Origin of the sequence: Shewanella bicestrii, from assembly GCF_002216875.1 — a bacterium.
Classification (GTDB): domain Bacteria; phylum Pseudomonadota; class Gammaproteobacteria; order Enterobacterales; family Shewanellaceae; genus Shewanella; species Shewanella seohaensis.
This window is the reverse complement of the sequence record NZ_CP022359.1, coordinates 35,838-49,745: the sequence shown is the minus strand read 5'-3', so window position 1 is coordinate 49,745 and position 13,908 is coordinate 35,838. Positions and strand designations below refer to the sequence as shown.

Below are 13,908 nucleotides of genomic sequence, written 5' to 3'. Positions count from 1 at the left end.
TCGGTGGTGATAAACTTATCATCCCCTTTTGCTGATGGAGCTGCACATGAACCCATTCAAAGGCCGGCATTTTCAGCGTGACATCATTCTGTGGGCCGTACGCTGGTACTGCAAATACGGCATCAGTTACCGTGAGCTGCAGGAGATGCTGGCTGAACGCGGAGTGAATGTCGATCACTCCACGATTTACCGCTGGGTTCAGCGTTATGCGCCTGAAATGGAAAAACGGCTGCGCTGGTACTGGCGTAACCCTTCCGATCTTTGCCCGTGGCACATGGATGAAACCTACGTGAAGGTCAATGGCCGCTGGGCGTATCTGTACCGGGCCGTCGACAGCCGGGGCCGCACTGTCGATTTTTATCTCTCCTCCCGTCGTAACAGCAAAGCTGCATACCGGTTTCTGGGTAAAATCCTCAACAACGTGAAGAAGTGGCAGATCCCGCGATTCATCAACACGGATAAAGCGCCCGCCTATGGTCGCGCGCTTGCTCTGCTCAAACGCGAAGGCCGGTGCCCGTCTGACGTTGAACACCGACAGATTAAGTACCGGAACAACGTGATTGAATGCGATCATGGCAAACTGAAACGGATAATCGGCGCCACGCTGGGATTTAAATCCATGAAGACGGCTTACGCCACCATCAAAGGTATTGAGGTGATGCGTGCACTACGCAAAGGCCAGGCCTCAGCATTTTATTATGGTGATCCCCTGGGCGAAATGCGCCTGGTAAGCAGAGTTTTTGAAATGTAAGGCCTTTGAATAAGACAAAAGGCTGCCTCATCGCTAACTTTGCAACAGTGCCTTTAAGCGTGCATAATAAGCCCTACACAAATTGGGAGTTAGACATCATGAGCAACGCAAAAACAAAGTTAGGCATCACAAAGTACAGCATCGTGACCAACAGCAACGATTCCGTCACACTGCGCCTCATGACTGAGCATGACCTTGCGATGCTCTATGAGTGGCTAAATCGATCTCATATCGTCGAGTGGTGGGGCGGAGAAGAAGCACGCCCGACACTTGCTGACGTACAGGAACAGTACTTGCCAAGCGTTTTAGCGCAAGAGTCCGTCACTCCATACATTGCAATGCTGAATGGAGAGCCGATTGGGTATGCCCAGTCGTACGTTGCTCTTGGAAGCGGGGACGGACGGTGGGAAGAAGAAACCGATCCAGGAGTACGCGGAATAGACCAGTTACTGGCGAATGCATCACAACTGGGCAAAGGCTTGGGAACCAAGCTGGTTCGAGCTCTGGTTGAGTTGCTGTTCAATGATCCCGAGGTCACCAAGATCCAAACGGACCCGTCGCCGAGCAACTTGCGAGCGATCCGATGCTACGAGAAAGCGGGGTTTGAGAGGCAAGGTACCGTAACCACCCCATATGGTCCAGCCGTGTACATGGTTCAAACACGCCAGGCATTCGAGCGAACACGCAGTGATGCCTAACCCTTCCATCGAGGGGGACGTCCAAGGGCTGGCGCCCTTGGCCGCCCCTCATGTCAAACGTTGGGCGAACCCGGAGCCTCATTAATTGTTAGCCGTTAAAATTAAGCCCTTTACCAAACCAATACTTATTATGAAAAACACAATACATATCAACTTCGCTATTTTTTTAATAATTGCAAATATTATCTACAGCAGCGCCAGTGCATCAACAGATATCTCTACTGTTGCATCTCCATTATTTGAAGGAACTGAAGGTTGTTTTTTACTTTACGATGCATCCACAAACGCTGAAATTGCTCAATTCAATAAAGCAAAGTGTGCAACGCAAATGGCACCAGATTCAACTTTCAAGATCGCATTATCACTTATGGCATTTGATGCGGAAATAATAGATCAGAAAACCATATTCAAATGGGATAAAACCCCCAAAGGAATGGAGATCTGGAACAGCAATCATACACCAAAGACGTGGATGCAATTTTCTGTTGTTTGGGTTTCGCAAGAAATAACCCAAAAAATTGGATTAAATAAAATCAAGAATTATCTCAAAGATTTTGATTATGGAAATCAAGACTTCTCTGGAGATAAAGAAAGAAACAACGGATTAACAGAAGCATGGCTCGAAAGTAGCTTAAAAATTTCACCAGAAGAACAAATTCAATTCCTGCGTAAAATTATTAATCACAATCTCCCAGTTAAAAACTCAGCCATAGAAAACACCATAGAGAACATGTATCTACAAGATCTGGATAATAGTACAAAACTGTATGGGAAAACTGGTGCAGGATTCACAGCAAATAGAACCTTACAAAACGGATGGTTTGAAGGGTTTATTATAAGCAAATCAGGACATAAATATGTTTTTGTGTCCGCACTTACAGGAAACTTGGGGTCGAATTTAACATCAAGCATAAAAGCCAAGAAAAATGCGATCACCATTCTAAACACACTAAATTTATAAAAAATCTAATGGCAAAATCGCCCAACCCTTCAATCAAGTCGGGACGGCCAAAAGCAAGCTTTTGGCTCCCCTCGCTGGCGCTCGGCGCCCCTTATTTCAAACGTTAGACGGCAAAGTCACAGACCGCGGGATCTCTTATGACCAACTACTTTGATAGCCCCTTCAAAGGCAAGCTGCTTTCTGAGCAAGTGAAGAACCCCAATATCAAAGTTGGGCGGTACAGCTATTACTCTGGCTACTATCATGGGCACTCATTCGATGACTGCGCACGGTATCTGTTTCCGGACCGTGATGACGTTGATAAGTTGATCATCGGTAGTTTCTGCTCTATCGGGAGTGGGGCTTCCTTTATCATGGCTGGCAATCAGGGGCATCGGTACGACTGGGCATCATCTTTCCCGTTCTTTTATATGCAGGAAGAACCTGCATTCTCAAGCGCACTCGATGCCTTCCAAAAAGCAGGTAATACTGTCATTGGCAATGACGTTTGGATCGGCTCTGAGGCAATGGTCATGCCCGGAATCAAGATCGGGCACGGTGCGGTGATAGGCAGCCGCTCGTTGGTGACAAAAGATGTGGGGCACTGTTGCAAAGTTAGCGATGAGGCAGCCTTTTGTCTTATTCAAAGGCCTTACATTTCAAAAACTCTGCTTACCAGGCGCATTTCGCCCAGGGGATCACCATAATAAAATGCTGAGGCCTGGCCTTTGCGTAGTGCACGCATCACCTCAATACCTTTGATGGTGGCGTAAGCCGTCTTCATGGATTTAAATCCCAGCGTGGCGCCGATTATCCGTTTCAGTTTGCCATGATCGCATTCAATCACGTTGTTCCGGTACTTAATCTGTCGGTGTTCAACGTCAGACGGGCACCGGCCTTCGCGTTTGAGCAGAGCAAGCGCGCGACCATAGGCGGGCGCTTTATCCGTGTTGATGAATCGTGGGATCTGCCACTTCTTCACGTTGTTGAGGATTTTACCCAGAAACCGGTATGCAGCTTTGCTGTTACGACGGGAGGAGAGATAAAAATCGACAGTGCGGCCCCGGCTGTCGACGGCCCGGTACAGATACGCCCAGCGGCCATTGACCTTCACGTAGGTTTCATCCATGTGCCACGGGCAAAGATCGGAAGGGTTACGCCAGTACCAGCGCAGCCGTTTTTCCATTTCAGGCGCATAACGCTGAACCCAGCGGTAAATCGTGGAGTGATCGACATTCACTCCGCGTTCAGCCAGCATCTCCTGCAGCTCACGGTAACTGATGCCGTATTTGCAGTACCAGCGTACGGCCCACAGAATGATGTCACGCTGAAAATGCCGGCCTTTGAATGGGTTCATGTGCAGCTCCATCAGCAAAAGGGGATGATAAGTTTATCACCACCGACTATTTGCAACAGTGCCTCTCGATAGGTATAGTGTTTTGCAGTTTAGAGGAGATATCGCGATGCATACGCGGAAGGCAATAACGGAGGCAATTCGAAAATTAGGAGTCCAAACCGGTGACCTGTTGATGGTGCATGCCTCACTTAAAGCGATTGGTCCGGTCGAAGGAGGAGCGGAGACGGTCGTTGCCGCGTTACGCTCCGCGGTTGGGCCGACTGGCACTGTGATGGGATACGCGTCGTGGGACCGATCACCCTACGAGGAGACTCTGAATGGCGCTCGGTTGGATGACAAAGCCCGCCGTACCTGGCCGCCGTTCGATCCCGCAACGGCCGGGACTTACCGTGGGTTCGGCCTGCTGAATCAATTTCTGGTTCAAGCCCCCGGCGCGCGGCGCAGCGCGCACCCCGATGCATCGATGGTCGCGGTTGGTCCGCTAGCTGAAACGCTGACGGAGCCTCACGAACTCGGTCACGCCTTGGGGGAAGGGTCGCCCGTCGAGCGGTTCGTCCGCCTTGGCGGGAAGGCCCTGCTGTTGGGTGCGCCGCTAAACTCCGTTACCGCATTGCACTACGCCGAGGCGGTTGCGGATATCCCCAACAAACGATGGGTGACGTATGAGATGCCGATGCTTGGAAGAAACGGTGAAGTCGCCTGGAAAACGGCATCAGAATACGATTCAAACGGCATTCTCGATTGCTTTGCTATCGAAGGAAAGCCGGATGCGGTCGAAACTATAGCAAATGCTTACGTGAAGCTCGGTCGCCATCGAGAAGGTGTCGTGGGCTTTGCTCAGTGCTACCTGTTCGACGCGCAGGACATCGTGACGTTCGGCGTCACCTATCTTGAGAAGCACTTCGGAGCCACTCCGATCGTGCCAGCACACGAAGCCGCCCAGCGCTCTTGCGAGCCTTCCGGTTAGAGGCCGTCGACAATGATAATCTGGATCAACGGACCTTTCGGCGCCGGAAAGACGACTCTCGCTGAGCGGCTGCGCGATCGGCGTCCGAAATCGCTGATCTTTGACCCTGAGGAAATCGGGTTCGTGGTGAAAGAAACGGTCCCCATACCAGCGAGCGGAGACTATCAGGATCTCCCCTTGTGGAGGGGACTTACGATCGCTGCGGTCAGCGAGATTCGCAGGAATTACTCGCAGGACATCATCATCCCAATGACGCTCGTGCACCCGGACTATCTGACTGAGATACTCGACGGGTTAAGGCAGATCGACGATCAGCTGCTGCACATCTTTCTGATGCTTAACGAGGACCTATTGCGTCACCGGATCTCGAACCAGACCATGCATCCTGACCCGAATCGGAATGCGGAGATTCGAGAGTGGCGATTAGCGAATGTCGCCCGATGCTTGGCCGCAAGGGAACGGCTTCCGTCCACAACCCGTGTTCTCGATAGTGGTGCACACACCAGCGATGAACTTGCAGCGATGGTGCTCGACAGACTCGATCAGCGCACCTGATCGCCTTAGAGCTGGCTCGGGAAATCTGCACAGCGGGGATAAGTGGAGTTTCTGCCTGACTTCGGCTTAGATGCCGGGAACAGGAGAGACCATGACGAGACGACCGCGCCGGAACCATAGCCCGGCTTTCAAGGCGAAGGTGGCACTTGCCGCCATCCGAGGTGAGCAGACGCTGGTGGAGTTGTCCCAGCAGTTCGATGTGCACGCCAACCAGATCAAGCAATGGAAAGACCAGCTCCTTGAGGGGGCGACAGGTGTGTTCGGCGATGAAACGAAAGCGGAGCCGTCGGGTCCGACCATCGATGTCAAAACGCTGCACGCGAAAATCGGCGAACTGACACTGGAGAACGATTTTTTATCCGGTGCGCTCGGCAAGGCGGGATTGCTGGGCGGAAAGAAATGATCGACCGCGAGCACAAGCTATCCGTCGTGCGCCAGGCGAAGCTTCTCGGCTTCAGCCGTGGCAGCGTCTACTATCTGCCTCGTCCGGTGTCTGACGGCGATCTGGCCCTTATGCGCCGGATTGACGAATTGCATCTCGACTACCCCTTTGCCGGAAGTCGGATGTTGCAAGGGCTCTTGAGAGGAGAAGGTCTGGAGACCGGGCGGCGACACGTCGCCACGCTGATGAAGAAGATGGGCATCAAGGCGATCTACCGCCGCCCGAACACCTCGAAACCAGCGCCAGGGCACATACGAAAGCTGGCAGTCACCCGGCCCAATCAGGTGTGGGCAATGGACCTGACCTACATCCCCATGGCGCGGGGATTTGTCTATCTGTGCGCCGTCGTGGACTGGTTCAGCCGGAAGGTCTTGTCATGGCGGTTGTCGATCACGATGGAAGCAGCCTTCTGCATCGAGGCGGTGGAGGAGGCACTTGCCCGTCATGGCAGGCCGGAAATCTTCAATACCGACCAGGGATCGCAGTTCACCTCCATCGACTTCACCGCCGTGCTGAAGAGGTCACAGATTGCCATCTCGATGGATGGCAAGGGTGCGTGGCGAGACAATGTCTTCGTCGAGCGGCTCTGGCGTTCGATCAAATACGAGGAAGTCTACCTCCATGCCTACAAGACTGTGTCCGAGGCACGCGCTGGCATCGCCCGATATCTGAACTTCTACAACACCAGACGCCCACATTGGCACTGTTGCAAAGTTAGCGATGAGGCAGCCTTTTGTCTTATTCAAAGGCCTTACATTTCAAAAACTCTGCTTACCAGGCGCATTTCGCCCAGGGGATCACCATAATAAAATGCTGAGGCCTGGCCTTTGCGTAGTGCACGCATCACCTCAATACCTTTGATGGTGGCGTAAGCCGTCTTCATGGATTTAAATCCCAGCGTGGCGCCGATTATCCGTTTCAGTTTGCCATGATCGCATTCAATCACGTTGTTCCGGTACTTAATCTGTCGGTGTTCAACGTCAGACGGGCACCGGCCTTCGCGTTTGAGCAGAGCAAGCGCGCGACCATAGGCGGGCGCTTTATCCGTGTTGATGAATCGCGGGATCTGCCACTTCTTCACGTTGTTGAGGATTTTACCCAGAAACCGGTATGCAGCTTTGCTGTTACGACGGGAGGAGAGATAAAAATCGACAGTGCGGCCCCGGCTGTCGACGGCCCGGTACAGATACGCCCAGCGGCCATTGACCTTCACGTAGGTTTCATCCATGTGCCACGGGCAAAGATCGGAAGGGTTACGCCAGTACCAGCGCAGCCGTTTTTCCATTTCAGGCGCATAACGCTGAACCCAGCGGTAAATCGTGGAGTGATCGACATTCACTCCGCGTTCAGCCAGCATCTCCTGCAGCTCACGGTAACTGATGCCGTATTTGCAGTACCAGCGTACGGCCCACAGAATGATGTCACGCTGAAAATGCCGGCCTTTGAATGGGTTCATGTGCAGCTCCATCAGCAAAAGGGGATGATAAGTTTATCACCACCGACTATTTGCAACAGTGCCCTATTTTTCGGGGATCTGATTGCCCTCTGGCAATATCATTCAGCACGCCATAGTCGGCATCATGGTCCATTCGCCAGAAAACCGAAGCACCGGCATCAGCCAGGCGTGGAGAAAACTGGTATCCCAGCAGCCAGAAAAGGCCAAAGACAAGTTCGCTGGCACCTGCTGTATCGGTCATAATTTCGGTTGGATTCAGCCCGGTCTCCTGTTCCAGAAGACCTTCCAGCACAAAGATAGAGTCCCTCAGCGTCCCCGGTATAACGATGCCATGAAAGCCGGAATACTGATCGGACACAAAGTTGTACCAGGTGATCCCTCTGTTATTACCAAAGTATTTGCGGTTCGGTCCGGCATTGATTGTTCTGACTGGCGTAACAAAGCGCATTCCATCTGCAGATGCCACTTCTCCTCCACCCCATATCTGTGCCAGTGGCAGCGTTGCCTGAAAATCAACCAGTCTGGCATTAGCGCTGGTGATAGTTTCAGCCCGCAGATAGTTCGCTTTTGTCCAGTTCAGCCGGTGTCGGGTCAGTGCAGGAACATTTGATCTGATCAGTGGTTCCAGACCGATATTGCAGGCTTCAGCCATCAGCACGGCGCTGATGCTGACGGGCAGATCATCAACTCTGGCACTGGCTTCACTAGCATGGAAAAACTCATCAGCAAATCCGGTATGGGCGTTAATTTCGAGCAGCAACTCCGTTAAATCCACCGGAGGGAGTAGATCACTGATCATTTTGCTCAGTCGTTTCAGACTGTCCGGCTCATCAAGACTGGCGAGGGGAGAAATTGTCAACCGGGGCTTCGGGCCAGAAACATCGAGTTCGACAGCCTCATTTTCGCAAAGACGTGCAGCAACCTGTCTGTAACGACTATCAAGCTGATGACCCAGAGATTTTATTGCTTCCTGCGGGTCTGTCGGGTGCCCCAAAGAACGATAAACCTTAATCCGGTTTGCCTGCCAGTCAGCACCCTGTAGTAATCTTGCACGAGGATCTCCCCACCGGTTACTGCCGGTAACGTAGACATCCCTCCGCCTCAGACTATCCTGCAGTTTACTGAGAAAGCAGAGCGTGTATCCCCTGCGGGTGATATGTTTTTCCTTGTTAATCACCAGCCGTTTCCATGACCGACTGATAATTTCCGTTGGTGCGTCGTCAAAAAACTGCCGCCGTGAGCTGAACTCCCGGCTGAGGTAGTCACAGGCATTCAGAGTGGTAACCCCGGCAGGTGCGGATGAAAATTTAACGGTATTCAGCAGATGGGGCAGGAAACGACGAACGCGCCCGTACTGCTCCACCATTTCTTCATGAAAATTATCGTCTGAGGGCCGGGCAATTTCACGGACAAGCGTGATGATTTCAGCCAGCTTTTGCCTTGGGATGTAGCTGAACACCTCAGCACGAATCGATTCGTCCGGTGTTTCTTCTTTCAGCAGGTACGAACATGCGCTGGCGAGCGCCAATGCAGATTTATCCAGATCCTTCAGCGAGCGGAGCCGTTTTTTCTGCCCAATCTTTCTGGCGTCACGGATGATAACGGCCAGCATGGCGTCCAGAACGTCCAATGCATCATCCAGCGCCAGCGTTTCCCATGCAAGGACAAAGGCAACCAGAACCGCCATCCTTTTCTGCGGTGACATCCTGGCAATATTGAACACCGAAGTCATACCAGCATAACGTGCGAGATTTTTCAGGCGCACAGCCGGGAGTGTACTCAGGTTTTCAGCATGCAGGCCAAAATCGTTCAGAGTTTTCCAGCGTTCAATTGCTTCATTAAACGCCGGACCACTGATGGTCACAGGGCCCTTTTTCAGTGATTCCAGTAAAGACAGGCGGCTGCAATCAGTTGGCCCCAGCAGCATCTCCAGCTGTGAACGCTGTTCGGCTGACGGTATCAGTGCCAGTTTGTTCCACAGGCGCAACGTCGCCTTTTCCCTTACCTCTGAAATCAACCGGGTCAGCGTAGTGGCTCCGGGGAGAATAATACGATGTTGCATAAGCCACCCTGTCGCCAGATCGAAAAGCAGGCCAGGACGTTCGTTGCTTATCCAGCTCCGGGTATATAAAAGACGGGTAAGGCGAAATGTCCAGGGCCAGGCAAATTCACGATACTGATAGTGCTGACGTATCAGCGCTGCATGCTCACGGCGGGTATTTTCCCTCTGACCGTATTCTGCAAGAACGGTGATATCACGAATCCCGAGCTGTCTGGCGGTAAAATGCCGGACGCCGGAAGGAATATGACCTGGGACCTACGTGCGCCCGCACCGACACCCTCACACCTTCGAGCTACTGTTGCCATTAAGGGGTCGTTTCGTGGTGCTGAATTTTGACGATCGGGGTACCGTCACCCATCGGGCGATATTGGGGGAAACCTGTACGGTGCTGGAGATGGCCGCAGGAACCTGGCATGCCGTGCTGTCGCTGGATACCGGTGGCATAATTTTTGAAGTAAAACACGGTGGCTATCAACCCGTGGCTGCCGATGACTATGCGCACTGGGCTCCAGCGGAAGGAGAACCAGGAACCACGGAGCTTATGGCCTGGTATGCGCAAGCGCAGGTGGGCGACAGCACTTTTGCCGTCTAAGGCGATAAACAAAAACGGAATGAGTTTCCCCATTCCGTTTCCGCTATTACAAACCGTCGGTGACGATTTTAGCCGCCGACGCTAATACATCGCGACGGCTTTCTGCCTTAGGTTGAGGCTGGGTGAAGTAAGTGACCAGAATCAGCGGCGCACGATCTTTTGGCCAGATCACCGCGATATCGTTGGTGGTGCCATAGCCACCGCTGCCGGTTTTATCCCCCACAACCCAGGAAGCAGGCAGTCCAGCCTGAATGCTCGCTGCACCGGTGGTATTGCCTTTCATCCATGTCACCAGCTGCGCCCGTTGGCTGTCGCCCAATGCTTTACCCAGCGTCAGATTCCGCAGAGTTTGCGCCATTGCCCGAGGTGAAGTGGTATCACGCGGATCGCCCGGAATGGCGGTGTTTAACGTCGGCTCGGTACGGTCGAGACGGAACGTTTCGTCTCCCAGCTGTCGGGCGAACGCGGTGACGCTAGCCGGGCCGCCAACGTGAGCAATCAGCTTATTCATCGCCACGTTATCGCTGTACTGTAGCGCGGCCGCGCTAAGCTCAGCCAGTGACATCGTCCCATTGACGTGCTTTTCCGCAATCGGATTATAGTTAACAAGGTCAGATTTTTTGATCTCAACTCGCTGATTTAACAGATTCGGTTCGCTTTCACTTTTCTTCAGCACCGCGGCCGCGGCCATCACTTTACTGGTGCTGCACATCGCAAAGCGCTCATCAGCACGATAAAGTATTTGCGAATTATCTGCTGTGTTAATCAATGCCACACCCAGTCTGCCTCCCGACTGCCGCTCTAATTCGGCAAGTTTTTGCTGTACGTCCGCCGTTTGCGCATACAGCGGCACACTTCCTAACAACAGCGTGACGGTTGCCGTCGCCATCAGCGTGAACTGGCGCAGTGATTTTTTAACCATGGGATTCCTTATTCTGGAAGATACGAAATAACAACAACATGAATAGTCCCTAAATTCCACGTGTGTTTTTTATTAGCTTCAAAAATCACTATTTCACGAAGAATTTAGACTGCTTCTCACACATTGTAACATTATTTACAACCACCTTTCAATCATTTTTGATAAATCATTGATTTCATCTTTGCTGCAATGATACTTAATAAACTCTGCAAGTTATCCACAGAGCAACACTCAATTTTATTGATGATATTCTTATTATACCAGACATTTTTCATACACTCCCTTGTACGGATAGTTTTCCGACAACTTCATGATTACATATCTTGCGGTTTTGATTATTTTTGCTGCAAGAAATACATACTTCAAACGAAAGGTCTTTATTTGCTGTCTGTATTCTGAAGAGTCCAAGGAATCAAACTTGAACAACAAAAATAGGTTATATGAAAGCATCATCATTTGAAACACGGCTTCATTCGCCCAAAATGGGTAGTGTTCAAATTTCTGTGTCATTTCTTTAAGCTATACCAAAAAGAGATGATTTATGACCACACCTACTTTTGATATCAATGCTGCCATTCAAGCGCTGCGTGAAGGTAAAGACCTCACCGGCAAGGATGGCATCTTAACCCCTTTGATTAAGCAACTCACTGAAGCGGCCTTAGCCGCAGAGTTGGATGGCCATTTGGCGAGCACTGAAGGCGCTAATCGTAAAAACGGTAAAACCACTAAAACAGTTAAAAGCCCCATTGGTAACTTTGAGTTGAACACGCCCAGAGACAGAGCGGGCACCTTCGAGCCTCAATTAGTCAAAAAGCACCAAACCCAGCTTACCGATGAAATGGAGCGTAAAATCATTGGCTTATTTTCATTAGGCACCAGCTATCAAGATATTCGTGCACATATCGAAGACATGTACGGCATGTCGGTGTCCAACGGCACGGTGAACGCCATTACTGACAAGTTACTACCTGAGCTTCAGGCATGGCGGGAACGCGAGCTAGAGCCGCTTTACCCCGTCATATGGCTCGATGCGATTCACTATAAAATCAAAGAGAATGGTCGCTTTATCAGCAAGGCGGTTTACACCATTCTGGCCCTTAACGTCGAAGGCAAGAAAGAGCTATTAGGCTTATATCTGTCTGATAATGAAGGGGCTCACCATTGGTTAAGCGTACTAACCGACCTGTATAACCGTGGGGTGAAAGACATCCTCATCGCCTGTGTGGATGGCCTTAAAGGCTTTCCTGAAGCGATTGAAACCATATATCCACAGACGGAAGTACAGCTGTGCGTCATCCATCAAATTCGCAACTCAATGAAGTATGTCGCGTCCAAGCACCAAAAAGCCTTCATGGCCGATTTAAAGTGTGTTTATAAGGCTGCCACCTTGAATGCGGCCGAGATGGCACTGGATGAACTGGAGACAAAATGGGGTGATAAATACCCTGTAGTGATTAAGTCATGGCGCAACAAGTGGGCACTGCTATCGGTTTATTTCAAATACCCTGACTACGTTCGGACCGCCATCTACACCACCAATGCGGTTGAAGCCGTGCATCGCCAATTCAGAAAGTTAACTAAAACCAAAGGTGGTTTTGCTAACGAGAACAGTTTACTCAAGCTGCTTTACGCGGGTATATTGAAGGCCTCTGAGCGCTGGACTCACCCCATCCAAAATTGGAATTTGACGCTATCACAGCTCTCAATCCATTTTGAGGGGCGCTTAGAAAACCATATCGATCTGTGAAATTAACCTGACACAGAATTATGAACAGCCTCCCAAAATGACTTTAGCAAGAGATGACCCACCGCCATGTCGTATTTGGCTTCTTTGATATAGTTTTCAGCATTACCACGCTTTTCATAGTATATAACTACTTTTTCAGAAAGCAAGGTAGTATTTGTTACAAAGAAAAAGTAGTCGTATTCGGAACCTTCTAAAAGTGATAATTGTGCTCTTTCTTTTTCTGGTTTCAGTACGCGAGATACGACAAATCTTCTGTCTTTTTCCCATTTAACTAATTTTGTATACAGTTCTGTAGTTTCTCTACCTTCTTCTCCTTTAACGAATACAATTGATGAATTCGTTGCTTGTGAGGTGAGTGTAGAATAACTTTTGGCTTTAATTAAATATTTGCATCCAAGAGATTCTATCGTTTCGATAATTTTTTCATCAAAGTAGCCACTATCCATTCGAAATAAAATTTCTAAATCGTCTGATTTGATGTTAGCAACAATTTCTTTGATCATTTCCGCAGCACCGTTTGCAGTGTAAGTATTGCCACTTCTTACAAATCCGGTAACATATGCTTTTAATTCGTCGCAAAATGCAAATTGGATATTGTAGCATCGGTTTCCCAGTTTCTTAGGATTATATCCTTTTGACGCACCTTCTTGATGACCTTCTACGTTAATTACACTACTATCAATATCAATCGTAATGGATGTCAATTTACTTTTAGTGAGCAGTTTTTTAAAGACTTTAAAATTAATGTCTCTAAACATTTGGGTTGTCTTGAAGTTGAAGTTTCCTAGAAACCGTGACACTGTTTCAGGTTCTTTTACGGAAATATCAAACTCGTTGACGAGGGGATCATTTTGAAGTAGCTTTAGACGTTCTAACTTATCAATGCCAATGAAGTGACCGCAGAGCATGGTCTTTATATGATTCATCTTGATTTTATTTGTTGAGTCATTATCAAATACGAGGTCATTTTCAATAAAATCAAAAATCCCATTGCTTTTTGCATTCTCAAGGAGCAGAAAAAGACCTGCATTTGATGTTAGATTCTTAGCTTTGAAATCAATTTTATTAATCATAATTAGAACCCCTTTTTACTACTTTTCTTACTATTATTTTACCATATATCGAGTCATAAAAGCTGATAATTTAACATATTTTTGAGCACTTTTCTTTCACCCAATGGGTGAAAGCTGAATTTCGAAGGAATGCATATTTATCAAGGCTTTGATTATGCTTTTTGAAGTACTGACGTAGAATCTAGGTTCAACATTGTTCCCAGGGAACACAATCGTTTGACTGTGATCTTTCATGGTCTTCTCCTTTGAGAATGGAGGACCGTCTCCCATCAGGAAGAGCGGCCCCGTGGGTTAAAAGTAAAAATCCTCCAGCTCTTCATGGTCAGGCTTTCGCTCAACTGGTCGA

The 13,908-nt window shown here is 49.6% G+C and carries 10 protein-coding genes and 5 pseudogenes; 9 read left to right on the top strand and 6 right to left on the bottom strand.

All coding sequences use genetic code 11. The features are described from left to right. Positions 1-46 precede the first annotated feature (46 nt). The 4 genes and pseudogenes from CF168_RS21240 to CF168_RS21225 all read left to right on the top strand — a co-directional run. The gene (locus tag CF168_RS21240; protein WP_001067855.1) at positions 47-751 is read left to right on the top strand and encodes an IS6-like element IS26 family transposase; all 705 of its coding nucleotides are present in this window, start codon (positions 47-49) and stop codon (positions 749-751) included. Positions 752-894: 143 nt separating this feature from the next. Beyond that, positions 895-1,449, top strand: coding sequence for a fluoroquinolone-acetylating aminoglycoside 6'-N-acetyltransferase AAC(6')-Ib-cr5 (locus CF168_RS21235; protein WP_063840321.1), 555 nt, complete (start codon positions 895-897; stop codon positions 1,447-1,449). 130 nt (positions 1,450-1,579) lie between these two features. Continuing rightward, a complete protein-coding gene (locus CF168_RS21230; protein WP_001334766.1) occupies positions 1,580-2,410 on the top strand; it encodes an oxacillin-hydrolyzing class D beta-lactamase OXA-1 in 831 nt (276 codons plus the stop codon). Positions 2,411-2,547: 137 nt separating this feature from the next. Further along, positions 2,548-2,988: pseudogene (locus CF168_RS21225) on the top strand (CatB-related O-acetyltransferase); the annotation flags it as partial. Positions 2,989-3,041: 53 nt separating this feature from the next. Here the strand turns inward: CF168_RS21225 and CF168_RS21220 are convergent. After that, the gene (locus tag CF168_RS21220) at positions 3,042-3,746 is read right to left on the bottom strand and encodes an IS6-like element IS26 family transposase (RefSeq protein ID WP_001067855.1); all 705 of its coding nucleotides are present in this window, start codon (positions 3,744-3,746) and stop codon (positions 3,042-3,044) included. Between the two features lie 106 nt (positions 3,747-3,852). On the opposite strand from CF168_RS21220, the gene aac(3)-IIe reads away from it, so the two are divergent. The 3 genes from aac(3)-IIe to CF168_RS21200 all read left to right on the top strand — a co-directional run bounded on the left by aac(3)-IIe (position 3,853) and on the right by CF168_RS21200 (position 6,516). Next, positions 3,853-4,713 carry an aminoglycoside N-acetyltransferase AAC(3)-IIe gene (aac(3)-IIe, locus tag CF168_RS21210; protein WP_000557452.1) on the top strand — a complete coding sequence of 287 codons (861 nt, stop codon included), beginning with the start codon at positions 3,853-3,855 and terminating at the stop codon, positions 4,711-4,713. A gap of 12 nt (positions 4,714-4,725) precedes the next feature. After that, positions 4,726-5,268, top strand: coding sequence for an AAA family ATPase (locus tag CF168_RS21205; protein WP_002063889.1), 543 nt, complete (start codon positions 4,726-4,728; stop codon positions 5,266-5,268). A 91-nt stretch (positions 5,269-5,359) separates the two neighbouring features. Beyond that, positions 5,360-6,516 (top strand): IS3 family transposase gene (locus tag CF168_RS21200; RefSeq protein WP_369700724.1). Its coding sequence is split into 2 segments (ribosomal slippage): positions 5,360-5,627 and positions 5,627-6,516, totalling 1,158 coding nucleotides; the frame shifts between segments, so codons are not numbered across the junction. On the opposite strand, the gene CF168_RS21195 is transcribed toward CF168_RS21200, so the two are convergent. Together CF168_RS21195 and CF168_RS21190 are read right to left on the bottom strand one after the other, a co-directional pair. Continuing rightward, positions 6,462-7,166, bottom strand: a complete 705-nt coding sequence (locus CF168_RS21195) for an IS6-like element IS26 family transposase (RefSeq protein WP_001067855.1) — start codon at positions 7,164-7,166, stop codon at positions 6,462-6,464. The two genes, CF168_RS21200 and CF168_RS21195, sit on opposite strands and share 55 nt — an antisense overlap. Before the next feature lie 67 nt (positions 7,167-7,233). Next, positions 7,234-9,462: pseudogene (locus CF168_RS21190) on the bottom strand (Tn3-like element Tn3 family transposase); the annotation flags it as partial. A 13-nt stretch (positions 9,463-9,475) separates the two neighbouring features. On the opposite strand from CF168_RS21190, the pseudogene CF168_RS21185 reads away from it, so the two are divergent. After that, a pseudogene (locus CF168_RS21185) lies at positions 9,476-9,820 on the top strand (WbuC family cupin fold metalloprotein); the annotation flags it as partial. A 46-nt stretch (positions 9,821-9,866) separates the two neighbouring features. Here CF168_RS21185 and CF168_RS21180 read toward each other — a convergent pair. Both CF168_RS21180 and CF168_RS21175 read right to left on the bottom strand, forming a co-directional pair. Continuing rightward, a complete protein-coding gene (locus tag CF168_RS21180) occupies positions 9,867-10,742 on the bottom strand; it encodes an extended-spectrum class A beta-lactamase CTX-M-15 (protein WP_000239590.1) in 876 nt (291 codons plus the stop codon). A gap of 255 nt (positions 10,743-10,997) precedes the next feature. Beyond that, positions 10,998-11,225: pseudogene (locus CF168_RS21175) on the bottom strand (transposase); the annotation flags it as partial. A gap of 58 nt (positions 11,226-11,283) precedes the next feature. Here CF168_RS21175 and CF168_RS21170 point away from each other — a divergent pair. Continuing rightward, the gene (locus CF168_RS21170; protein WP_089066614.1) at positions 11,284-12,489 is read left to right on the top strand and encodes an IS256-like element ISSod5 family transposase; all 1,206 of its coding nucleotides are present in this window, start codon (positions 11,284-11,286) and stop codon (positions 12,487-12,489) included. A 32-nt stretch (positions 12,490-12,521) separates the two neighbouring features. Here the strand turns inward: CF168_RS21170 and CF168_RS21165 are convergent. Beyond that, positions 12,522-13,562: pseudogene (locus CF168_RS21165) on the bottom strand (IS1380-like element ISEcp1 family transposase); the annotation flags it as partial. Positions 13,563-13,908 lie beyond the last annotated feature (346 nt).